Source organism: Psychroserpens sp., from assembly GCF_047633235.1.
Taxonomy (GTDB): domain Bacteria; phylum Bacteroidota; class Bacteroidia; order Flavobacteriales; family Flavobacteriaceae; genus Psychroserpens.
The window spans coordinates 42,635-69,227 of record NZ_JBLIET010000004.1 but is presented as its reverse complement, the minus strand read 5'-3'; the positions used below and the strand labels follow the sequence as shown (position 1 = coordinate 69,227).

14 protein-coding genes are annotated in these 26,593 nt (G+C 33.9%); all 14 read left to right on the top strand.

What is annotated here, in order from left to right; all coding sequences use genetic code 11:
- Positions 1-2 precede the first annotated feature (2 nt).
- The 14 genes from ACJAZK_RS02155 to ACJAZK_RS02090 all read left to right on the top strand — a co-directional run bounded on the left by ACJAZK_RS02155 (position 3) and on the right by ACJAZK_RS02090 (position 26,470).
- Entirely contained in the window at positions 3-2,090 is a 2,088-nt protein-coding gene (locus ACJAZK_RS02155) for a hypothetical protein (protein WP_415222382.1), read from the top strand.
- A 12-nt stretch (positions 2,091-2,102) separates the two neighbouring features.
- Positions 2,103-3,785, top strand: a complete 1,683-nt coding sequence (locus ACJAZK_RS02150) for a family 16 glycosylhydrolase (RefSeq protein WP_415222381.1) — start codon at positions 2,103-2,105, stop codon at positions 3,783-3,785.
- Positions 3,786-4,066: 281 nt separating this feature from the next.
- On the top strand, positions 4,067-7,528 hold the full coding sequence (locus ACJAZK_RS02145) for a hypothetical protein (RefSeq protein WP_415222432.1): 3,462 nt from the start codon (positions 4,067-4,069) through the stop codon (positions 7,526-7,528).
- 11 nt (positions 7,529-7,539) lie between these two features.
- Positions 7,540-8,829 (top strand): glycosyl hydrolase family 17, encoded by a 1,290-nt coding sequence (locus ACJAZK_RS02140; RefSeq protein WP_415222380.1) that lies wholly within the window; start codon positions 7,540-7,542, stop codon positions 8,827-8,829.
- Between the two features lie 51 nt (positions 8,830-8,880).
- Positions 8,881-9,900, top strand: a complete 1,020-nt coding sequence (locus ACJAZK_RS02135; protein ID WP_415222379.1) for a hypothetical protein — start codon at positions 8,881-8,883, stop codon at positions 9,898-9,900.
- A 15-nt stretch (positions 9,901-9,915) separates the two neighbouring features.
- Positions 9,916-11,415 (top strand): glycoside hydrolase family 30 protein, encoded by a 1,500-nt coding sequence (locus tag ACJAZK_RS02130; protein WP_415222378.1) that lies wholly within the window; start codon positions 9,916-9,918, stop codon positions 11,413-11,415.
- Positions 11,416-11,417: 2 nt separating this feature from the next.
- Positions 11,418-13,058 carry an MFS transporter gene (locus tag ACJAZK_RS02125; protein ID WP_415222377.1) on the top strand — a complete coding sequence of 547 codons (1,641 nt, stop codon included), beginning with the start codon at positions 11,418-11,420 and terminating at the stop codon, positions 13,056-13,058.
- Positions 13,059-13,076: 18 nt separating this feature from the next.
- On the top strand, positions 13,077-13,961 hold the full coding sequence (locus ACJAZK_RS02120) for a glycosyl hydrolase family 17 protein (protein ID WP_415222376.1): 885 nt from the start codon (positions 13,077-13,079) through the stop codon (positions 13,959-13,961).
- A 390-nt stretch (positions 13,962-14,351) separates the two neighbouring features.
- A complete protein-coding gene (locus tag ACJAZK_RS02115) occupies positions 14,352-16,664 on the top strand; it encodes a T9SS type A sorting domain-containing protein (RefSeq protein WP_415222375.1) in 2,313 nt (770 codons plus the stop codon).
- A 137-nt stretch (positions 16,665-16,801) separates the two neighbouring features.
- Positions 16,802-20,095 (top strand): CRTAC1 family protein, encoded by a 3,294-nt coding sequence (locus ACJAZK_RS02110; RefSeq protein ID WP_415222374.1) that lies wholly within the window; start codon positions 16,802-16,804, stop codon positions 20,093-20,095.
- Between the two features lie 443 nt (positions 20,096-20,538).
- Complete coding sequence (locus tag ACJAZK_RS02105) at positions 20,539-21,771, top strand: T9SS type A sorting domain-containing protein (protein WP_415222373.1); 1,233 nt, start codon at positions 20,539-20,541, stop codon at positions 21,769-21,771.
- Positions 21,772-21,863: 92 nt separating this feature from the next.
- The gene (locus ACJAZK_RS02100; protein ID WP_415222372.1) at positions 21,864-23,144 is read left to right on the top strand and encodes a T9SS type A sorting domain-containing protein; all 1,281 of its coding nucleotides are present in this window, start codon (positions 21,864-21,866) and stop codon (positions 23,142-23,144) included.
- A gap of 194 nt (positions 23,145-23,338) precedes the next feature.
- Positions 23,339-25,384: a thioredoxin domain-containing protein gene (locus ACJAZK_RS02095; RefSeq protein ID WP_415222371.1), complete on the top strand. Its 2,046-nt coding sequence runs from the start codon at positions 23,339-23,341 to the stop codon at positions 25,382-25,384.
- A gap of 78 nt (positions 25,385-25,462) precedes the next feature.
- Entirely contained in the window at positions 25,463-26,470 is a 1,008-nt protein-coding gene (locus tag ACJAZK_RS02090) for a LacI family DNA-binding transcriptional regulator (RefSeq protein WP_415222370.1), read from the top strand.
- Positions 26,471-26,593: the final 123 nt, after the last annotated feature.

The following is a 26,593-nucleotide window of genomic DNA, read 5'->3' as shown; positions in this document are numbered from 1 at the left end:
ATATGAAATTAGTAAAATACGTATTTAGTATTTGTCTTATAGCATTAGCGATCTATGGCTGTGCGCAAGATGATGATAACACAAATTTTGTGGATGACGTTCCAGCGCCAACTAATGTCGCTGTGAATCTAGTGGTAACTCAAGATAATACAGGTCTCGTAACTCTTACGCCTTTGGCACAAGGTGTTACAACGTTTAACATAGATTTTGGTGATGGATCTGATGTAGCCACTACGGTTCAACCAGGAACTGATGTAGAACATGTATACGTAGAAGGAATATACCAAGCTGCAATTACAGCAATTGGAATAAATGGTTTGACAACGACTTTAAGTCAAGAAGTAGAGGTGTCATTTAATGCACCTGAAAACTTAGTCGTTACTATTGAGAATGACGCAGCAGTGTCAAGACAAGTAAATGTAACTGCATCTGCAGATTTTGCCTTGTCTTATGAAGTAGACTACGGTCAAGCTGGTACAGATCCAATGATGCTAAATATAGATGAGACAATCTCTTTTATTTATGACACAGCGGGACCTTATACAATTACAGTTACTGCGTTTAGTGCAGCTATTGAAACAACAACATATACCGAAGAGTTTGTGGTTACCGAAATTTTACAACCATTAACGGCAGCACCAATACCTGCTTTCAGAGCAAATTCAGATGTGATTTCAATGTTTAGTAATTCATATGATCTAGATGTGAATGTGAGCTCTTGGAGATCAGAGTGGAGTACAAGTGTGTTAACAGATTTTCAAATAGAAGGAAATGATACGAAGTTTTATGCTGATGCAGATTTTGTAGGTGTTGAATTTTATGGAGATGATGCAGTTAATGCGACTCAAATGGATGCATTTCACCTAGATTTTTGGAGTGTAAATGCAACCACATTCAGAATTAAATTAGTAGATCTAGGAGGAGGAGCTACAGAAGCAGAAATTGTTTTTGAAGACCTTCCGCAGAACGAATGGGTGTCTATTGAAATACCAATGAGTGATTTTACAGACGCCGGAATGACTTCTATAAGTTCGATTCAACAATTAATTTTTTCAGGATTACCAACAGGTACATTTGATTTTTTTATTGATAATGTGTATTTCTATAGAGCTCCAGGAGATGTTCCTGAAGGTTTGGAAGGTACTTGGAGAATGGCACCAGTTGCGGGTTCTTTAGGTATAGGACCAGCTGTTGGAGATGTGAGTTTTTTCTCTTGTGATGCAGACTGTGTAGAATTAAGAGCATGTTATTATGATGATACTTATGTTTTTGGTTCTGATGGTTCATTTTCAAATGATCTTGGTACAGAGAGTTGGATTGAAGGATGGCAAGGTGGAGGAGATTCTTGTGGAGCACCAGTTGCACCGCATGATGGATCAAATCCTGCAACATATACTTATGACGAGACAGCAGGTACAGTGACACTTAATGGAATAGGTGCTTACATTGGTTTAGCCAAGGCAAATAACCAGGGAGAATTACCAGTGGTAGCAGTTCCCAGTTCTATCACATATAATGTATCATTAACGGGTCCAAATGCGATGGATGTTAATATAGACATTGGTGGTGGAGTTTATTGGCAATATAAATTAGTACGAGATGGAGTAACTACTAATCCTTTGTCAGGAACTTGGCAAATGGCACCAGAAGCAGGAGCTCTAGGTATTGGACCGGCAGTTGGTGATGTGAGTTTCTTTTCTTGTGATGCAGATTGTGTTGTATTAAGAGCTTGCTATTATGATGATAATTATGTGTTTGGTACTGATGGATCATTTACAAACGATTTAGGAGCAGAGAGTTGGATTGAAGGATGGCAAGGTGGTACAGATTCTTGTGGACCACCAGTGGCGCCTCATGATGGTTCTAATCCTGCAACCTATGTTTATAATCAAGCCGCGGGTACTATTACTTTAAATGGAGCGGGTTCATACATAGGACTTGCAAAAGCAAATAATCAAGGAGAATTACCAGCCGTCACACTACCAGACGCTATAACTTATAATGTAACATTCGTAGACGCAAATACTATGAACGTTAATATAGACATTGGAGGAGGAGTATTTTGGCAATATAAACTTGTAAAAATTTAGAAAAAAATTGATATGAAAAATATAATTAAAATTGCAACCTTAATTCTTACGCTCGCACTTTTTGTGAATTGCCAGGAAGATGAGGCAGAAGTAGGGGCGATTATAGTGCCTACAAATTTGGTGATAACAGCAGACATCCTAGGATTAGATGCTGAAAATCCAAATGGTGACGGTAGTGGGTTTGTTAATTTAACGGCCTCTGCGGATAATGCCTTAAGTTATAATTTCCAATTTGGTGATGGTACTGAAAGTGCTGTGCCATCAGGTGTTAAGACGCATCGCTATAGTGTAGTAGGTTTAAATACCTATACTGTAGTTGTTAGTGCAGTAGGTACTGGTGGTGTTTTAACAACGGGAACAATAGATGTGGACGTTTTTAGTTCTTTCTCTGACTTAGAGGCTAAAGTGTTTTTAAGTGGAGGTGAAGGGAATTCTAAAATATGGTACCCTAAATTAGATGAAGCAGGACATTTAGGAGTTGGCCCAAATTTAATTCAAGATGGTGCTGACGACGGTGCTCTTAATGGCCATTGGTTTCCTCAATACGACTCTACTGCTGCTTTTGGTAAATGTGGAAGTGATGATTCAGACTGCTTTTGTAATTTTACCTTATCATTCGCTTTGAGTACCGATGAGACACTTACATTCAATCAAAATAATAATGGTCAAACCTTCTTTAATTGGGCAAGTGGATCAGCCGTTGGACAAACATTTGGGCAATTTGAAGATACTTGTTTTGATTTTGATACTTCCGGTGAAAGTGAGGTATCATTGGTACCAACTTCAACAGATTGGTCACAGGTTGCAGATCCTGATTTTCCAGCACCAAGAGGTACGGTTATGAATTTCTCTAATGATGGGTTTATGGGATATTACACTGGTGTTAACTCTTATGAGATTTTAGAAGTGGATAATAATTATCTATATGTACGATTTTTTGATGCTGCTAACCCTGTTTTGGCTTGGTACCAAAAATTTACAACAACATTGCCTACTCAAGAGTTCAACACTGTATATAATGATTTAGTGTGGGAAGACGAATTTGATGTTGACGGTGCACCAGATGCTGCCAACTGGACATATGACCTTGGAGCAGGTGGATGGGGTAATCAAGAATTACAATCGTATACAAATAACGCTGAAAATGTAATAGTAGAAAATGGTTTCTTAAAAATTACAGCGAAGGCCGATGGCAGTGGTTATACTTCTGCTCGCCTGAAATCTGAAGATTTATATGAGTTTACCTACGGAAGAGTAGAAGTAAGAGCTAAACTTCCTGCTTCTCAAGGGACTTGGCCTGCAATTTGGACCTTAGGAGAGGACTATCAAACAAACATATGGCCTGCTTGTGGTGAACTAGATATTATGGAGCAAAAAGGACAAGATAAAAATACAGTTTTAGCAACAGCTCACCATCCTGCAGTCTCTCCAGGTGCTGGAGATTCTGGTAGTACTGTGTTAACAACTTCAACAACAGAATTTCATAATTATACTATGGAATGGACACCAGATACCATCACATTTTTGGTAGATGATAACGTCTATCATACCGTTGCTAACTCGCCAGATTTACCATTTGACAGTGATTTTTTCTTAATTCTGAATATCGCTATGGGTGGAACACTAGGAGGAACAATAGATTCGGGTTTCACGCAAGACTCAATGGAAATTGATTATGTAAGAGTGTATCAATAAAAGATAAGAAATTTAAATTAAATTATTCTATTAAGCAGTTTTAGTCTAGAAAAGGGTCGAATTATTTTTCGACCTTTTTTACAAGGGATCTTATCTTTAATTTAGAAGATTCGAACATTTTGAACTAATTTTTTCGACCCAAATGACAGTTGTCGTGATATCATAAACTGCGAAACTTTAAAGGATGCAAAGCGCTTAATCATTAATATCAAATAGCACATTAGAATAGAATGCAAATGACCTTAAACGATACTTTAACACTAGAAGGAATTAACCATAATATGAGTAAATCTCAAATATACATAGGAAATAAACTAGCTTCTTTTAATGAGAATGAAGTAAAAGGAGAATTAATAACTTTTGATAATGAAGTCTATTATAAAATTTCCAATAGTAATAAAATGAGACCGTTTTTTATGAGTCTTGTTAGTAATTCTAATCACTGGATGTTTATATCTAGTAATGGTGCATTAACCGCAGGTAGAAAGGATGCAAATAATGCGTTATTCCCTTATTATACTGATGATAAGATCACAGAGTCAGCAGACATTACTGGAAGCAAAACTATTATTCAAGTGCATTTAGATGATAAAACATTTTTATGGGAGCCTTTTTCAGATAAATATCAAGGGGTATATGCTATCAAGAGAAATTTGTATAAAAATAATTACGGAAACAAGGTTATTTTTGAAGAAATTAATGAGGATTTAGAGATCTCTTTTAGATATCAATGGAATTCTAGTAATCAATTCGGTTTTGTTAAAAAATCTAAGATTACGAATAATTCAGATAAAAAATTAGATGTCACAATCCTTGATGGAATTCAAAATATTATGCCTTACGGCTTGGCATCTGATTTTCAGAACTCCGCAAGTAATCTTGTAGACGCATACAAAAAGTGTGAATTAGAGCCAGATACAGGTATTGGTATTTTTGCCTTAAGTGCAGTTATTGTTGATAAAGCAGAACCTAGTGAAGCTTTAAAATCTAATATAGTGTGGTCTTCAGGATTAGAGAATCCTACATATCTTCTTTCTTCTTTACAGTTAAAAAACTTTAGAAGAGGTAAAGAGATTTTTCAAGAAAAAGATATCAAGGCAGAAAAAGGAGCTTACTTTATTTCTAAAGATTTAGTATTAGAACCTAACAGCAGTAAGCGTTGGATGTTTGTTGCAAACGTGAATCAAACGGTGAGTGATATTAACGATATTTCTGAAATAATAAAAAGTGATATCAACCTTGAAGAATTAGTTCAAAATGATATTAAAGCGGGTACAAAACACCTTTTAGAACTTGTTGGAGCTTCAGATGGGATTCAACTTGGTGACAATAAATTAAGAAATACAAGACATTTTGCAAACACACTTTTTAATATAATGAGAGGTGGTATTTTTGATGATAATTATAACATAGAGAAAGTAGATTTTGTAAAATATATAGCAAACGCTAATAAAAAAGTTGCGAAAAAGAAAGAAGGTATTTTAAATAGTTTACCAGAAATTTTTGATGTTGATTTTATAAAAAATATAGCAGATCAGGACGATGATAAAAACTTCAAAAGACTCTGTTATGAATATTTACCTTTAAAATTTAGCAGAAGACATGGTGATCCAAGTAGACCTTGGAATAAGTTCTCTATAAATACACGTAGCGAAGTTGATGGATCTAAAATTCTAGATTACGAAGGTAACTGGAGAGATATTTTTCAAAACTGGGAAGCCTTAGCGCATTCATATCCCGCGTTTATAGAGGGAATGATTCATAAATTCTTTAATGCAACAACGTTTGAAGGGTATAACCCGTATCGCGTTACAAAAGGAGGATTTGATTGGGAAGTCATTGAAGAAGATGATCCCTGGTCATACATTGGATATTGGGGAGATCATCAAATTATTTATCTTCTTAAATTTTTAGAGTTTATTGAAAATCATTATCCAGATAAATTGGCAAGTTGTTTTACACAAGACTTATTTGTGTATGCCAATGTGCCTTATAAAATTAAGAGTTATCAGGAGACTTTAGAAAACCCTAAAGATACTATAGATTTCGATTATGATTTAAACGAAAAGATTAATCAAGAGAAAGAACGAATAGGCGTTGATGGTGCTTTATTACGAGATAAAAATTTCTTTATATATAAAGTTAATTTAGTTGAAAAATTATTAGCAACCGTTTTATCTAAAGTATCAAACTTTATACCAGAGGGAGGTATTTGGTTAAATACGCAAAGACCAGAATGGAATGACGCTAATAACGCTTTAGTGGGCAATGGTGTATCAATGGTGACATTGTATTATTTACGTCGCTTTATAAATTTCTTTGAAGATATTGTAGAAAACTCTTCTGATCAACAATATAATGTTTCAATAGAGTTAACCATATTTTTCAATAGCGTATTAGCCACGTTAAATGATAATACAGCCGTATTGTCTGGTAAAGTTTCAGATACAGATAGAAAAACTATTCTTGATGGCCTGGGGACTGCCGGTAGTAATTATAGAATTAAAATTTATAAATCTGGGTTTACAAGTGATAAGGAGATTGTTACTAAAGGTAGTCTCGTCGCCTTTTTCAATGTGTTAAAACAATACTTAGATCATACAATTTCAGCAAATAAAAGAGAAGATAATTTATATCATGCTTATAATTTAATGACGGTTAAAAGTGATACTGAAGTGTCAATATCATATTTATCTGAAATGTTAGAAGGACAAGTTGCCGTATTAAGTTCAGGATATTTACAACCAAAAGAAGCTTTAGATGTTCTAAACGCCTTAAAAGCAAGTGCCCTTTTTAGACATGACCAATACAGTTATATCTTATATCCTAATAAGGAATTATCTCGTTTTGTAGACAAAAATAACATCCCATCTATATCTGTAGAAAAATCAAAATTATTACAGCAACTTTTGGCGGATGGCAATACTCAAATTATAGAAAAGGACAATATTGGTCAATACCATTTCAATGGTAATTTCAATAATGCTGAAAGTTTAAAAAAAGCACTAATGCAGTTGCCTGAAGAGAAATATCTTTCTTTAGTACAGCAGGATAGAACCCTATTATTAAATATTTTTGAAGAGATGTTTGATCACAAATCGTTTACTGGTAGATCAGGAACGTTTTTTGGTTATGAAGGTTTAGGTTCTATTTATTGGCACATGGTTTCTAAATTACTTTTAGCAGTTCAAGAAAACTGTTTATTAGCAGTAAATCAAAATGAAGACGAGGTTACAATTGGTAAGCTTTTAGAACACTATTATGAGATTAATGAAGGGATAGGAGTACATAAATCACCAGAGTTATATGGTGCTTTCCCAACAGATCCATATTCACATACACCAGCTGGAAAAGGAGCTCAACAACCAGGAATGACAGGACAGGTAAAAGAAGATGTGCTTTGTAGATTTGGTGAATTGGGAGTTTTTGTAAAAAATGGCGTTTTATTATTTAATCCAAGACTGCTAAGAAGAAAAGAATTTTTAACAGAACAAAAGAACTTCTCTTATACTGATGTAAATAAAGAATTAAAGACATTACTACTAGAAAAAGGATCACTGTGTTTTACATACTGTCAAGTTCCTATTATTTATAAAATTTCTGATAAAAATAAAATTAGTGTTGTTTTTAAAAAGGAACCCTTAGTTGAATTTAATTCATTAAAGACAGATCGAGAAATAACTAAAAAATTATTTGATAGAACTGGAGAAGTCAACCATATAATCGTTGAACTAAATAAATAATGATTAGGAACATGAAAAGAAGTATAAAGTTATCGTCCTATGTATTAGTGATGATACTTGCTTTGTCATGTAATAATGTTGAAAAAAAATCAAAGAACTTAACAACCGTTAAAGAACAATCAAATTTGAACGCAAAAGATATTTTAGGAAACCCTAATTACCCAGCAATTTCTTATGGAGGTTACAGAGCAAAGAGTAGAACTGTTCAACCCACACTTCCTGAGTTGAAAAGAGATATGAAATTGTTGTATGCAATGGGGATTAGAATTATTAGGACATATAACGTACAGGCTGATTTGCCACATGCATCTAATGTTTTAGAGGCGATTAGTCAGTTAAAAAAGGAAGATCCAGAATTCGAAATGTACGTGATGTTGGGTGCTTGGATAGATTGTCTAAATGCATGGACAGTAGAAATCCCAAATCATGAGTTAGAAAGTGCGCAAAACGAAGGTGAAATTGCCAGAGCAGTTGCCTTAGCTAATAAATATCCAGATATTGTGAAAATTATAGCAGTAGGTAATGAAGCTATGATAAGATGGGCAACTAGCTATTTTGTAAGACCTAATGTAATTTTAAAATGGGTAAATCATTTGCAGGATCTCAAAAAATCAGGAGAATTAAACAAAGATTTGTGGATCACATGTTCAGATGATTTTGCATCTTGGGGTGGAGGCGACACAAGTTATAGAGTTCAAGATTTAGAAGAAATCATTAAATCGGTTGACTATGTGTCTATGCATACTTATGCATACCATAACTCTCATTATAATCCTGAATTTTGGAAAGTACCAGAGAATGAACAAAATTTAACTGATTTAGAAAAAATAGAGGCCTCTATGTTACGATCCTTAGAGTTCGCTAAGACACAGTATAAAGATGTTTCAGAATATGTAAGAAGTGTAGACTCTACTAAAGCAATTCATATTGGTGAAACAGGCTGGGCAACGACTTCAAACGGTCATTACGGAGTTAACGGATCTAGAGCAACAGACGAATACAAACAAGGGTTATACTATCAACATTTGAGAGCATGGACTAATAAAGAAGGTATTTCCTGTTTTTATTTCGAAGCGTTTGATGAGCAATGGAAAGATGTCCATAACGCTCAGGGTTCAGAAAATCATTTTGGATTAATCAATTTAAAAGGAGAAGCAAAATATGGTATTTGGAATCTGGTAGATCAAGGCGTATTTAATGGATTAACCAGACTAGGGAAACCAATATCCAAAACATATAATGGTAGTAAAAAAGCCTTACTAAAAGATGTCTTAGTGCCAAGTATAGAGTATCAAAGATAAAATGAAACTATTTTAGTTTCAGAAAAAATGTTTAACTAATTTATTGATAAGATGTTTAAGGTCATACTATTTGTGTTTTCGTTTGTCATGTTATTAAGTTGTGATACAAATTCTAATCGCAGTGAAGTTACCATTTCTAATCGCTCAATTCTAGTAGATAATGAACCATATATAATTAAAGGAATTTGTTATCATCCCGTTCCAAAAGGCAGTCCAAATAAAAGAAGTTGGATCACCTTAACTCAAGATTTAGAGTTAATGACAGAGGCTGGTATTAATACGATTAGAGCATATGCACCAATTGATGACATAAAAGTTTTAGATGAAATTAGTCAAGCTGGACTAAAAGTGATTATTGGTTTTGGATATAATCAAGGAGGCATTTATGATATCCAATCAGGAACTTTTATCAACTACGTTAATAAGTATAAAAACCATAGTGCCATCTTAATGTGGGAATTAGGTAATGAATATAACTACCATCCTGAGTGGTTTGGGGATGATATTAAAAATTGGTATCAAGCCTTGAATGACGCAGCAGGAATAATACGTACCAATGATCCTCATCATCCAACTACCACAGCACATGGAGATTTGCCAGACGCCATAGCGCTTTCAATGAGTCCAAATATTGATGTTTGGGGAATGAATGTCTACAGATGGGATAAACCGGAATCTATTTTCAAGGAGTGGGAGACCATAAGCTCTAAACCGATGTATTTATCAGAAACAGGCGGAGACAGCTATATGAAAATTGCAAAAGCAGGTTACGAACAAGGGGAAAATCAAAAAGCTCAAGCTGATGCCACTAAGAACATTTTAAAAGAGGTTTTCGATAATCAGAATATTTGTGCAGGTGTTACCGTTTTTTCATTTACAGACGGCTGGTGGAAAGCAGGAAATAATGATGTTCAAGATATAGGCGGTCATGCACCAAATAGTAGTGGTGTTCCTTATGACGGTGCGCCTAATGAAGAATACTGGGGAATTGTTGATATTGATAGAAAAAAGAAACAAGCCTTTACTGTTCTCAAAGAAAAATATTTAAGTCTAAGTAAAACGAACAAATAAAAAACTTGAACGCATATGAAAACAGTCAAATACAGCTTATGCCTTCTTTTAGTGTTTACAATAATGAGTTGTACTAAAAAACAAGACATTTTAGTAGTCGAAGTTTACGAAACTTCTGCTAGCGGTAATCAATTGACAAAAATCACAGAATTCCCTAAAGGAGAAACTGTAGATACAATTCATTTACTACCTGAAAAAACATTTCAAAAAATCACAGGTATTGGAGGTTCTTTTACAGAGTCTTCAGCATCTTTATTAAAACGCTTAAGCAAAGAAAACAGAGATAAAATTATTGAAGCTTATTTTGGGAAAACTGGTGCCCGTTATTCATTAACAAGGACACACATTGCCTCTTGTGATTTCTCTTTAACCAGTTACACATACGCTCCTGACGAGGGTGATGTAGAATTGACAAATTTTTCAATAGACGAAGATCGCGATGATTTAATCCCTATGATTAAGGATGCTCTTGCGGTTTCTAAAGATGGTTTCAATATTGTAGCTTCACCTTGGACAGCACCGCCCTGGATGAAAGATAATAAAGCATATGTCGGCGGAAAATTGCTCCCAGAATATTATGAGTCTTTTGCATTATATTTTTCTAAATATATAGATGCTTACAAAGCTGAAGGTATTGATATTTGGGGTTTAACACCAGTTAATGAACCACACGGAAATGGTAATAATTGGGAAAGTATGCACTTTTCTCCAGAAGAGGAAACAGATTTTGTTCAAAACCATTTAGGGCCAAAATTAGAAGCCGATGGTAAAGGGGCTATAAATATTCTTGGATATGATCAAAATAGAGGTGGTCTAAGAGAATGGGTTGACGTGATGTACAAAGATGAAGCAGCTTCGAAATATTACGCTGGTACAGCTATTCATTGGTATGAGAGCACCTATGATTACTTTCCAGAAGACTTACAGTATGCTCATAATAAATCGCCAAATAAATATTTAATCGAAACAGAAGGTTGTGTAGATTCTGAAATCCCTAAGTGGAGAGATGATGAGTGGTACTGGTCTAAAGAAGCTACGGATTGGGGTTGGGATTGGGCTTCAGATAAAGATAAACACCTACATCCTAAATATGCACCAGTCAATAGATATGCTAGAGATATTATTGGTTGTTTAAATAATTGGGTAGATGGTTGGATTGATTGGAACATGGTTCTAGATAAACAAGGTGGACCAAATTGGTTTGAAAACTGGTGTGTCGCTCCAGTTATCGTAGATCCAGATAATGACGAGGTTTATTTTACACCAATATTTTACACAATGGCACATTTCAGCAGGTATATACGACCAAATGCAATGATAATAGGGGTTCAAAAAACAGACGATTCATTGATGGTTACAGCAGCGAAAAACCCAGATGGTTCGATTGCTGTAGTATTGTTCAATGAAGGCAATACAGCTAAAAACTTTTCCTTAACTCTGGATAAGAAAACTATAAATATTAGAGTAAACGAACAAGCGATACAAACTATAATCATACCAACTAAAACAAAATAACTATGTCAATTATCAAAACGGTAAGTAGAGATAAGGTTCCTTTAGGTCAAAAAGCAGCTTTTGGCTCAGGACACTTAGTACTTAATTTATTGCCAGGAGCTTTAGCTGTTTTCATGTTTTTTTTAGTGACTGCATTTGGAATGGATCCCTGGTTAGCTGGTTTGTTAGGAGGATTACCCAGGATATTTGATGCTTTAACAGACCCTATAATGGGTTTTATTTCTGATAATACGAAATCAAAATGGGGAAGACGCCGACCATATATTTTTATAGGAGCTATTTTAAGTGGTATCTTATTTGCGCTTTTATTTCAATTAAGTGAAAATAATTCGGTGATGTTCAATTTTTGGTATTTCCTATTGATGTCCTTGTTATTCCTCGTAGGAAACACCATGTATGCTACACCATTGGTAGGTTTAGGATATGAAATGACATCAGATTATAACGAGCGTACACGTTTAATGGCATTTGCTAATATTATTGGACAAATTGCGTGGATGTTAGTCCCTTGGTTTTGGGTCGTTATCGCAGATCCCACAGTATTCTCTTTAAGTGAAGAAACCTTAAGAACCATTGGAGAAATGGGGCTTACAGGAGATGAATTGCAAAAATTAACAGATGAAAAAGTGCAAGCAACAGGAGTTCGCCAATTATCTGTAATGGTCGGATTAGCATGCGCTATACTTGGAGTTTTACCCGCCTTGTTCTGTAAGGGAATGGATGCTGGTAAAATGGAAAACAGAAAACAAATAAGTGTGAACACGTTGTCATCGAGTTTTAAAGAATTATTTCAAGGTATTAAGGAAGTTTCTAAAAACAAACCTTTCATGAAGTTGTGTGGAGCTACATTTCTTGTATTTAATGGCTTCCAAATGGTGGCTTCCTTCAGTTTTTTCATAATAGTATTTTATATTTATAATGGTGATTATGGTCAATCCGGTACTTGGCCAGCTTGGTTTGCCTCACTTACTGCAGTTGTTACTGCTTTTATGGTTATTCCAATCATTTCGCGTATTGCTAATAAATGGGGAAAGCGAAAAGCATTTATTATTTCAACAATCATTTCTATTTTCGGTTATATTTTTAAATGGTGGGGTTTTGATAATTCGTTAAATGCGCAATTTAATGAGACAAGTTTTGGTCAAGGATTAAATAGCGCTGTAGCCTCAATATTTGAGACTATTAATCCCTTTTTAGACAGCATTGGTATGTCGTGGTTTAGTATAGATACTAGTCAAGGTGGACCTTGGTTAATGTTTGTTCCTATACCGCTTATGGCTTTTGGTCTAGGAGGATTATTTACTTTAATGATGTCAATGACAGCAGACGTTTGTGATCTAGACGAATTAGATAATGGTATGCCTCGTAAAGAGGGCACTTTTGGTGCAATATACTGGTGGATGGTGAAATTAGGACAGGCCATTGCTTTAGTCCTTGGAGGAGCAATATTAACCTTAGTTGGTTTTGACGAAGGAGCAGTCTCCCAAACGGCTGAAACGATGTTTAAATTAAGGATAGCAGATATTGTGATTCCGGCATTTACCGCAGCTATTGCTATTTGGATTATGTGGAAATATGATTTAGATGAGAAAAAAGCTAAAGAAATTAAAGAAGAATTAGTTAAACGTCGAGGCGAATTATAATAATCAAAATAAAATATTATGTCAGTTAGAGCAGGAAAAATAATGGCATTAGCAGGAGTAGATCTCGCTAATAAATCGGATAAAGAATTACAAAAATTATTTAAACTAACCCTAGATCATGGTATGCATGGTTTGTGCTTTAGTCCATATGAAGAAGGACAATCTGCAGGAGATGAAATTTCCGAAGAACAAATCCGTAGACGTATGGAAATCATTAAACCCTATACAAAGTGGATACGAACGTTTTCATGTACAGATGGTAATGAAATTATTCCACGTATAGCTCATGAATACGGTATTAAAACATTAGTTGGTGCTTGGTTAGGTGATGATGATAAAATTAACAAGCGTGAAATTTCGGGTTTAATCAAATTAGCAAAAGAAGGTTTTGTAGATATAGCAGCAGTTGGTAATGAAGTTATGTACCGTGGTGATTTAACAGAAGATGAATTATTAGACTTCATGAATCAGGTAAAAGAAGCAATACCAGACGTGCCTATGGGTTACGTTGATGCCTATTATGAATTTACTGATAGACCAAGAATTACAGAGGCTTGTGATGTTATACTAGCTAATTGTTATCCGTTTTGGGAAGGTTGCCCATTAGAATATTCATTGTTATATATGAAAGAAATGTTTGGTCAGGCTACAGCAGCTGCAAATGGTAAGAAAGTGATTATAACAGAAACTGGTTGGCCAAATTTGGGGACTAATTTTGAAGGATCATTTCCAAGTTATGACAATGCCATGAAGTATTTTATTAATGCTCAAAAATGGTCAAATGAAGACGATATTGATATGTTTTATTTCTCTTCTTTTGATGAATCATGGAAAGTAGGAGATGAAGGTGATGTTGGAGCATATTGGGGACTCTGGGATAAAGAAGAAAAACTGAAATTTTAGATACTAAACTTTAATTTATATCATAATTGTTTAGTGTTGTCACTTTTTAAATTAAAATAGTTTGAGTTGTTGTGTTCTGCGGGGGTAGAAATAAGTTGTAGGGGGTCTGCTTTTATAACATAACCACTACATAGACACTACGATTAGACTACTTTAGGAAATATTTATTTTTAATCATTTTTTAAATACTACTGAATCCTTATTAATTACTGGAATAATTGAGAATAGGTATGTTGATTAAATAAAAGACTGAATTGTATAGTTTTTATATAGTGTCGTTTAGTATTATCTTAATGAATAGGTCTTAAATTTAATGATATGTCAATTACTAGATGTGATTTCTGTTAAAATCATTTTTTTTAAATTAAAAACTCATTAACTATAAAATCTATGAATAAAATTACCTTTTCATTATTTCTGTTTTTCTCGGCTGTTGGGTTTTCTCAAGCGCCCACTGCAGATGCACCAGCGCCACCAGCTAGAAATGCAGTAGATGTAATTTCAATTTTTAGTGGTGCATATAATAATATTCCAGGGGCTAATTACAATCCGAATTGGCAACAAAGTGGGTTTGGTAGCGCAAGCTCAGCATACGAACCAACAGGTTCTGGAGGTTCAGGGAATGTTGTATTAGCCTATCCTAACTTTAATTATCAAGGCGTCGAATTTAACGGAACGTATGACATATCTGCAATGGAATTTTTACATTTAGATATTTGGACTGTTGACGGTGTAGCCGCAAATATAGCTGTAATAAGTTCAGGTGCAGAGATGTCTAATGCAATTGCAAATGGAGATGGAGCATGGCAAAGTATAGATATTCCTATTGCAGGTATTACTGGAAATCCTTTGAGTGTTATTCAGTTTAAGTTCGCTGGAGGAAATGGATCTTCACAAGCTATTTATGTAGATAATTTATATTTTTGGAAAACTGCAGCTGCTCCAGGAACAGATGCAACGATCAGTAATTTACAGGTTGATGGAGTTGTCGTTGCTGGTTTTACGCCTAATTCTGAATCATATGCAATTGAATTGCTTGGAGGAACAACGGTCGTACCTCAAATAACTCTAGCGACAACCACAGATGCTTTAGCATCAAGAATAATAACTCAAGCATCAGGTATACCGGGAGAGGCAACTGTTTTAGTAACCGCTCAAAATGGTACAACGACTAAGACTTACACCGTATCTTTTTATATTGGAGCACCAAATACAGATGCGCCAACACCGCCAGCTAGAAACGCGGTAGATGTGATTTCAATTTTTAGTGGTGCATATAATAATATATCAGGTGCTAATTACAATCCAAATTGGCAACAAAGTGGCTTTGGTAGTGCAAGCTCAGTATACGAACCAACGGGGTCTGGAGGTTCAGGGGATGTTGTATTAGCCTATCCTAATTTTAATTATCAAGGTGTAGAATTTAATGGGACATATGATATATCTGCAATGGAATTTTTACATTTAGATATTTGGACTGTTGATGGCGTAGCGCCTAATATAGCAGTGATAAGTTCAGGTGCAGAAATCCCTAATGCAATTGTGAATGGAGATGGTGCGTGGCAAAGTATAGACATTCCTATGTCGGGTATAACTGGAAATCCTTTGAGTGTTATTCAGTTTAAGTTCGCTGGAGGAAATGGGTCTTCACAAGCTATTTATGTAGATAATTTATATTTTTGGAAAACGGCGGCTGCCCCAGGAACAGATGCAACTATTAGTGCTTTACAGGTTGACGGAGTTTCCGTTGCTGGTTTTACACCTAATTCTGAATCATATTCAGTTGAATTACTTGGAGGAACAACGGTTGTGCCTCAAATAACCTTAGCGACAACTGCAGATGGTTTAGCTTCAAGAGCAATAACTCAAGCAGCTGGTATACCCGGAGATGCGACAGTTTTGGTAACAGCACAAAATGGTACAACAACAAAGACCTATACCGTATCTTTTTATATTGGAGCACCAAATACAGATGCACCAACACCACCAGCTAGAAATGCGGTAGACGTGCTTTCAATTTTTAGTGGTGCATATAATAATATATCAGGCGCTAATTACAATCCAAATTGGCAACAAAGTGGCTTTGATAGTGCAAGCTCAGTATACGAACCAACGGGGTCTGGAGGTTCAGGGGATGTTGTATTAGCCTATCCTAATTTTAATTATCAAGGCATAGAATTTAATGGGACGTATGATATATCTGAAATGGAATTTTTACATTTAGATATTTGGACTGTTGATGGTGTAGCGCCAAATATAGCTGTAATAAGTTCAGGTGCAGAAACCCCTAATACAATTGCAAATGCGGATGGTGCATGGCAAAGTATAGACATTCCTATTGCAGGTATTACTGCAAATCTTTTGAATGTTATTCAGTTTAAGTTTGAAGGAGGTAACGGGACCTCGCAAGCTATTTATATAGATAATTTATATTTCTATAAAGGATTGGCCTTAGGAACAGACGACTTTGAAGTGACAGAGTTTAATGTTTATCCCAACCCAACTGATAATATTTGGAATATTAGAAGCAACCAAAATATAGATTCAATTCAAGTTTTTGATGTCTTAGGAAAACAAGTAATTACCCTTACTCCAAATTCGCATACAGCGTCTATTGATGCTTCTAGATTAATTGATGGTATATATTTTGCCAGATTAAGTTCTATTAAAGGATCAACATCAGTAAAACTGATAAAAAAATAATACGATAAGCAGCGCTTATAATTAATTATTGAGTAAGCCATATTGTATTTATCAATATGGCTTTTTAATTTTAAAACAACAGTTCAAATTTATATAATATTATATCTTTACTACAGTGAATTAATTTTAAATTAATTATGAAGAATACTAAGATTCAATTTTTAATAATGGTTACAATTTGTTTGTTATTACTTAACTGTAATCAAGAGCCAAAAAGAGACTTGTACCCAGAGGTGTTAGTTAGTGGTTTTGAGTTATTATCTGCTGAAAAAACGGGAATAGATTTCAATAATGCTATTAAAGAGTCTGAAACAGTAAATCACTTATACTATAACCAATTATATAGCGGAGCGGGTGTGGCAATTGGCGATATAAATAATGATGGTCTTCCTGATATATTTTTTTGTGGAAATCAAGTTAGTGATAGGTTATATCTAAACAAAGGAGATTTAAAGTTTGAAGATATTACTAAAAAATCTAAATCAGCAAGTCATTCTGGTTGGTCTTGGGGAGTGACTATGGCTGATGTTAATAATGATGGGTATTTAGATATTTATGTAAGTAGAAATGGGGAGTCTATGAATCCAGAAGATCGTAAAAACCAATTATACATAAATAACCAAGATCTTACTTTTACGGAATCTGCTATGCTTTATGGACTCGCTGACGCAGGGTTTTCGTCTCAAGCAGTATTTTTCGATATGGATAATGATGGTGATTTAGACATGTACCAGGTAAATCAACTTCCAGATTCAAGATTATTTAAACGTTATACAAACATTCCTAAAAATCGCGAGAAATTCTATACAGACAAATTGTATAGAAATGACAATGGAAAGTATAGAGATGTTTCTAAAGAAGTTGGTATCTCTAGAGATATGACTTACGGATTAAGTGTTAGTGCTTCAGATTTTAACAATGATGGTTGGACAGATTTATATATTGCTAATGATTATGACAAACCTGATGTCTTGTATTATAATAATGGAAATGGAACCTTTAAAAATGTAACTGATGATAGCCTTAAACACATGTCTCAATATAGTATGGGAACAGATACTGGTGATATAAATAATGATGGGTTTATAGATCTAATTACTTTGGATATGGCTTCTGATGACCACTACCGCTCTAAGACTAATATGGGATCCATGAGTATTGAAAAATTTCATGAGTTGGTCAATACGGGTAACCATTATCAATACATGTCAAACACTCTACAAATAAATAATGGAAGTGGTTTTTCAGATATTGCTAATGTTGCTGGAATAGCAAAAACAGATTGGAGTTGGGCTGGCTTATTAGTTGATTTAGATAATGATGGGTTTAAAGATATCATAATATCTAACGGAGTGAAAAAAGACGTTAGAAACAATGACTTCTTAACGGGTTTATACGAAAAACTAAAAACCGATTCTCAAGACTTTTTTAATATGTCTAAATCAGCGCCTTCCGTGCCGCTGTCTAATTATGCTTTTAAAAACACAGGTAATTTGAAATTTGAAAAAGCTGCCGAAAATTGGAACTTTGATACACCAAGTTTTTCTAGCGGAATGTCTTATGGCGATTTAGATAATGATGGTGATTTAGATATCGTTATAAATAATATGGAGGCATCAGCATTTGTTTATGAAAATAAAACAAATGGGAATTTTCTTAAGATTGAACTAGAGGGGTCAGACTTTAATACACTAGGTTATGGTGTAAAAGCCATTATTCATCACAACGGAAAGACACAAACTGGAGAGAACACTGTAACTCGTGGTTATTTATCATCTGTAGAGCCAGGGTTGTTCTTCGGGTTGGGAAAAGATATAGAAGTAACTAAAGTAGAAGTGATATGGCCAGATGGGAAAATCAACATATTTGAAAATGTAAGCGCTAATATAAAATTAACAGCAAATTATTCTAAAGCCAAAATTATTTCAAAAACACAAAATAATAAGGAAACAATATTTAATCAAACTAAAGCATCAGACTTAGGGATCACTTTTGTTCATCAAGAAAATGATTTCAACGAATATGAGGAGGAAGTGTTGTTGCCACATAATATTTCACAAAATGGACCTTTCACCTCCGTAGCGGATGTTAACAACGATGGTTTAGATGATTTCTTTATTGGAGGAGCAGCTGGTCAAGAAGGGGTTCTTTATATACAAAAGCCAAACAAGAGTTTTGTAGAAAATGCATCTCAACCTTGGGAACTAGATAAAAAATCTGAAGATCTTGGAGCCTTATTTTTAGATGTTGATGCTGACGATGATATGGATTTATACATAACTAGTGGTGGAAGTGAATACGCTCAAGGAAGCCCTATGTTAAAAGACAGGTTATATATAAATAACGGTTTGGGGGAGTTTACTAAAAACGATAAAGCACTTCCTAATATTTATGAAAGTACTGAGTGTGTTAAGTCTTCTGATATTGACAATGACGGCGATTTAGATTTGTTTATTGGTACAAGAATTAAATCAGGACAATATGGATTTCCTGCCACTAGTTATATTCTAATCAATGATAAAGGAATCTATACTAAGGCTTCTGAGAGAGTAGCTGTAGATTTGACTAATATTGGTATGGTAACAGATGCTGTTTTTACAGACATCGATACCGATGGTGATGATGATTTAATGATTGTTGGTGAATGGATGGAGATAAAAGTATTAGAAAATAACAATGGCATATTTATAAATAATTCAGAAAAATTTGGTTTAAATAATACAAGAGGCTTATGGTGGTCTATTAGCGCTAACGATATAGATAATGACGGCGACGATGATTATATAATTGGAAATCTAGGACTGAATAATAAATTCAAAGCAACAATAGAACACCCGTTTAAAGTTTTCGTAAATGACTTTGACAATAACGGTACTAATGATGTAGTGCTTGCTAAATTTTATAAGGATGCTTATGTTCCTTTAAGAGGAAGAGAATGTACCAGTCAACAAATGCCATACGTGGCAGAAAAGTTTAAAGATTATCACAGCTTTGCCTCTTCTAAATTAATAGATATTCTACCTGAAGATAAAGTGGCAGAAGGCCTTGTTTACGAAATAACTAATTTTGAAAGTATTATTTTAATTAATGAAGCAGGCAAGCTTGTTAGAAAATCATTACCCATACAAGCTCAAATTACTCCTATTAAATCATCAATAGTGATGGACTTTAATAAAGATGGTCATAAAGATATTTTAACGGTCGGAAATCACTTCGGAGTAGAAGTTGAAACAACTCGTTATGATGCCGGAATTGGTAATATTCTATTGGGTGATGGTCGTAATAATTTTACAAATTTAGCGCCTTTAAATAGCGGTTTATACGTTCCTTTTGACAGCAGGGATGCTAAGATTATAAAGCAAAGTAATAGAAGTTTATTAATTATTAGTAACAATAATGCGCCAGTCTCTGTTTTTAGTTTTAATAATTAATAGCTTCTAGTTATTGCTTTGTCCGATTTTTAATAACAATATTCAAAAACTTTCGTCTTTAGATAGGTAATCTTCATAAATTAATACTTAAATCTAATTTTATGCATAAAATTAGGGCTACAACTAATTGTTTCAAGCGCTACAACTATTGAAGCTACCACAACATAACCCATACAAAGCTTAACTCCCCAATGGTGTAGTAGTCTTTTGTTAACTTCTAAAAGTCTTTTAAAAGCTTGTTCTAGTTGGTCTAATTAACAAACTCACAATAAAAACTAAGTTTTATTGTGATGTATGCTTTTTGTAGTGCATAATATATAGGATTCCGTAATAAACCATCATAAATTTAAAAGAATTAAAGTTAGTGGTCCTACTGTTATTTAGTAAACACAGTTTAGGATATTAATTTTAATAAAATTAATTAATTAAAAATATAATTTATTATGAAAAAAATTACTCTAATGTTAGCCCTTTTAGTAGCCTCTTTTGGTTACTCTCAAGGAGCATTGCCTTATGATTTTGGGACAGTGGCAACGCCTACAACTCATGGCCTAATTGCCGATGGGATTGGAAATACTGTAGGAAATGATGTAGATCCAGATGATGCCAACAATTCTGTTCTAACGACAACTGGTAGTGGAGAGAACTGGGATAATGCCCAAGTTACCTTTACAACTCCTATTGATTTATCTGACAATGATAATAATGTTATTAAATTTAAATTTAAAGCGACAACTGGTACTGGCGTTGGAACACATGCTCTGAAATTTGAAGGAGGACCTGCACCAGATCCACAAATTACTTTTAACAGCACAGATAATGCGTGGACTACGTTTGAATTAGACTTTCCAGGGGGTTTAGGTACGTACACTAAAATGGTGATTTTTACTGATTTTGGTGATGGAAATACCGGTGTTGGTACTTATTTAATTGATGATATTGAAATGACAGGGGCTCCTTGTTTATCTCCGGTATTATCACCTGCGGAAATCGATTTTAGTGATCCTGAAGATAGTCAATTTATTGGTGGTGATGGTGCCGTTGTTACGTATACTGCTGAAGAAGAAATGCAAGTTCAAGGGGTAGGAGCAAATTGGGACAATGCTCAAATTTCATTTTGTAACCCAACAGATCTCTCAGATAACGATAACAATTCTTTAAGATTTAGAATGAGATCAACTACAGCTGCTGCTGGTGAAGCACATAACCATGGTGTGAGTTTTCAGCCTGTTGCAGGAGCTTCTGAGTTAAACTTTACTACAACTGGACAAGATTGGATCGATGTAGAATTAGATTTTCCTGCTGGCCTTTCTTCTTATCCTACAATGGTGATCTTTGTAGATAATCCAACTTTTGGAGTGGGTGGAACTAATACAGATACTGGAACGTATTTAATTGACGATATTACACTTGGTGCAACTGTTTTAGGAGTAGATGATTTTGTAGTATCAGAATTTATTGTATTTCCTAACCCAAGTAATACGATCTGGAATGTGAAAAGCACGAAAAACATTAATACTTTACAAGTATTTGATGTTTTAGGAAAACAAGTACTTTCATTAAGTCCAAATTCGGATACGGCATTAATTGATGCTTCTGGATTAAGAAACGGGATATATTTTGCTAGATTTAATTCTGCGGAAGGTACTAAAACTGTAAAGTTATTAAAAAATTAACTCTACAAGGTAACACGTTATAATTAGCGATAATAATTTGATAAAGCCACATTGTATTTTGTCAATGTGGCTTTTGTTATAAAAATGATACTATGAAAAACAATTTAATTTTATATTTAAGTACTGTAATATTCTTATTAATCGGTCTCAATATAAATGCTCAAGGAACGTGTATAACAACTTCTAATACTGCAGCTCAAGGGTCTTTATCTGTGGGGATTAAAACAACTTATGAAACCTTGGCTAATGGAACTGATGTGACCATTACATTTGAGCTATTGGATGTTGATAAAACTGTCGATATAGCTTATTTATGGAATCCAGATCCAAATTTTTCAGAAACTCAAATGACTAATGTTGGTGTAAATACATTTGCGATTACATTAAATAGTCAAACGGGAATAATCACCAAAGCTTGTAAAATGGTAATAAATGGTGGAGGCCAAATAGTGTCTAATTATATTGATTATGAAGTGAATACAGATTGTTCGGCAACAAACGATGTAATCGCTCCAGATACCTTTATTGCTTCTGTAGGTGCTAGTACAGCCTTTTCTGTAGAATTGCTTTTAAATGCTAACGATGCTTCTGGTACTATCTTGTATAGAGTCACATACAATGCCATTGAAAAAGCGATTTCTGCACCAGCCGGAACACAAAAATCATTTTTAATTACGGGATTAGATCCTTTAACGGATTATAACTTTAATGTTACAGCTAGTGATTTGGCAGGTAATCAAGCAGCTAATAATCCTATTCCTCTGTCCGCATCAACACTAGAAGATACAAGTACAGACTGTGAAGGGACGTCAGCTGATACTCAGCAGGGAACTTCTTTTTCTATTGGCTATAATTATTCTTTTGTTACACAAGGAAATGATGTCGAATTTACATTTGAATTATTGGATACTGATAAAGTAGGTGTAGTTGCCTATCTATGGAGAGCTCCACCTGATTTTTTGGAAACTCAAATGGATAATGTGCCAGGTACTTCGATTTTTACTAAAATAGTAACTAATCAATCTATGGGTGAAACGGTGAGTTACGCATGCAAGTTTGCTTATCAAGGAGGCCTTTCAATAACAAAATATTTTTCATACGAAGTTGGGAGTGATTGCTTATTAAGTATTGATGATTTTGAAACAAATGCGTTCAAAGTTTTCCCTAACCCTACCAATGGTAACTGGAATATTTCTAGTAGTTTAATTATTAATACCGTGGTGGTTTATGATGTATTAGGTAAGAGAGTGATGTCTTTAACTCCTAATGCAAATGAAATTGTAATTGATACATCGTCGTTAAAATCTGGAATGTATTTTGCAAGAGTTGAAAATATTAATGGAATTAAGACTGTTAAACTCATCAAAGAATAAATAGATTTTAATATCTATAAAATATTAAAGCGTGTTTATTTTTTATAGACGCGCTTTCTTTATATATCTAATTTAGATAGCTAACTTTACAATACAAATTATAACGTAAAATTAATATGTTGAAAAAATTAATCTTTATGGTGTTTTTAACTGGTTTGATACTTTGTTGTTCCCAAAAGAATAACAATGTTGTTGTGACTAAAGAAAAGATTGAGGAGGCCAATGACTTAATACATGAAACGAGTCCATACTTACTGCAACATGCCTATAATCCAGTGGATTGGAAGGCATGGAATAAAGAATCATTAAAATTAGCAGAAGATCAAAATAAACTCATTGTTATTTCCGTAGGGTATTCTGCCTGCCATTGGTGCCATGTTATGGAGGAAGAGAGTTTTGAAAATGACTCTGTGGCTAAACTTATGAATGATAATTTTATCAGTATTAAAGTTGATCGAGAAGAACGACCTGATGTGGATCAAATTTATATGAATGCTGTTCAACTTATGACAGGAAGTGGTGGTTGGCCATTAAACTGTATAACACTGCCAGACGGAAGACCTGTTTTTGGAGGCACCTATTTTACAAAAGTACAATGGACTAAAATATTAGAAGACATATCCACTTTATACAAAAATGATCCTGATAAGGTTATTGGATATGCCGAAAGACTAACAGAAGGTGTACAAAATTCTGGTTTAATTACCATTAACAAAGAAGATCTCCAGTTCAATTCAGAGGCTCTAGAAACAATGGTGAACCTTTGGGAATCATCATTAGATTTTCAGCGAGGTGGACAAAAAAGGGCGCCTAAGTTTCCAATGCCTAATAATTTAAATTTCTTGTTGCGTTACAGTTTTCAATATGAAAATAAAAATCTCCAAGAATATGTATTGACAAGCTTAGATAAAATGGCTAATGGAGGTATCTATGATCAAATAGGAGGAGGTTTTTCAAGATACTCTGTTGATGACAGATGGCATGTTCCCCATTTTGAGAAAATGCTTTACGATAATGCACAACTAGTAAGTCTTTATGCTAATGCGTACCAACTAACTCAAAAAGAATCCTATAAAATAGTGGTAATTGAAACGTTAGACTTTATTGATAGAGAATTAACTCAAGAAGATGGTGCGTTTTATTCTTCTTTAGATGCCGATAGTAAAACAAAAAGTGGCGAATTAGAAGAAGGAGTATTTTATGTTTGGACCAAAGAAGAATTGCAAACAGTGCTTAAATCTGATTTCGAAATATTTAAAGCCTATTACAATGTTAATACTACTGGCAAATGGGAGAAGAACCATTACATTTTATATAAAACGAAAACAAACAGTGAGTTCTTGACAGCTTATAATATTTCCGAAGAAGATTTAAATAAAAAGATACTAGATTGGAAAACAAAACTTTTTAAAGTGAGAAGCCATAGAAATAGACCTAGAACTGATGATAAGGTATTAACCTCATGGAACGCTCTAATGCTAAAATCATATGTAGATGCGTATCGCGTTTTAGGTGATAAAACGTATTTAGATAAGGCCATAAAAAATGCCAAGTTTATAAAAGAAAATCAAATTAATAAAGACGGTTCTTTGTTTCATAATTATAAAAATGGAAAAAGTACTATCGAGGGTTTTTCTGAAGATTATGCGCATACTATTTCAGCATATATAGAATTATATCAAGTAACACTTAATGAAGAGTGGTTGCTCACTGCCAATGCTCTTATGAAATATAACATAGCTCATTTTGTAGATAATAAAAGTGGCATGTTTTATTTCACATCAGATACTGAGACAAATTTAATAACAAGAAAGATTGAAGTTATAGATAATGTCATTCCATCTTCAAATTCTGTTTTAGCAGATAATTTGTTTAAACTAAGCCATTATTATTCAGATAATGAATACAGAGATATGGCTAAACAAATGTTAAGCAATATGAATAATCAATTTAAAAAATCACCATCAGGATATTCAAATTGGCTCTCACTGTATTTAAACTATTCTAATCCGTACTATGAGGTTGCGATCTCTGGAACTAATGCATTAAATAAATTAGATGAAATTAATCAATATTACTTACCAAATATTCTAATTGCTGGATCAACCAGTGATAGTGATTTGCCTATTATGGAAAGTCGATTTATTGAAGACGACACCTACATATATGTTTGTGTTAATGGTGCTTGTAGATTACCCGTTGAAAACACAAAAGAAGCTGTAGAGCAATTATTAAAGTAATAATTTATTTATTTCTTTAAATAGAACTGCAAATCAGTTAAAATAAAATAGTATTAAGAACAAGTTTAATTTTAAAACATGGTCACACTAAAACATCTTGCAGAACAACTAAACGTTTCGATATCTACGGTTTCTAAAGCACTACATGATAGTGATGAGATTAGTCCAGACACCATTGAACGCGTCAAAGCATTAGCTAAGTTTTTAAACTATAAGCCAAATCGATTAGCGGTGAGTTTAAAAAACAGTAAGACCAATACTATAGGTGTTATTGTACCCAATATTTTAAATCATTTCTTTGCTAAAGCACTTTTTGCGATAGAGCAAGAAGCTACAAAACAGGGGTATAATATTATTACTTGTCTTTCTAATGAGTTGCAGTCTAAAGAGATAAATAGTCTTCAGCTATTATCTAATGGTAGTGTTGATGGATTTATAATGTCTATGGCGCAAGAAACTCAGGTTGCAAATAAAGTAGACCATATCAACGCTATTTTAAGCCAAAATATCCCAATTGTTTTGTTTGACAGAGTTTCAGAAGATATAGATTGTGATAAAGTTATAATCGATGATTTTGGTGCCGCTTACGAAGCGACGAAACATCTCCTTTCCGAAGGTAGAAAACACATCGTTCTTGTGAGTGATATTGACGAATTAAGTGTTGGTAAATTAAGAACCAGTGGGTATTTAGAGGCATTAAGCGAAGCTTCTAATTACACGAGTGAGCCCGTTGTTGTGACCACTAAAAAAGGCAAGAGTATTGAGGAGGTTATTGAACAGTTATTTATTGATAATAGTCATATTGATGCGATCATATCCATTGACAATACAACTGGTGTCATAGCGCTTCAAAAAGCTTTAAATCTTAACTTTAGTATTCCTAAGGAGTTATCAATAATTGGATTCTCAGATGAAAATGTACTACAGTTTACGAATCCAAAACTATCAACTGTTTCTCAGCACACGCTTGATATAGGGAAAGCTTCTGTGAAAATGTTAATCAATAATCTAAACGATAAGACATCTGTAAATAGAACAACTAAAACTATAAAAACAAAACTTGTGTTACGAGGTACAACCCTATAATTTTTCTTCGGAAATTTTAATACTCCTATAAATTCATATACGTTATGTAAAATTTTCAATTCAAAACAAATTTCTGTTTTAAAAGGTTTCAGAATGAGTTATCTTTATAAAAAATGCAATCAC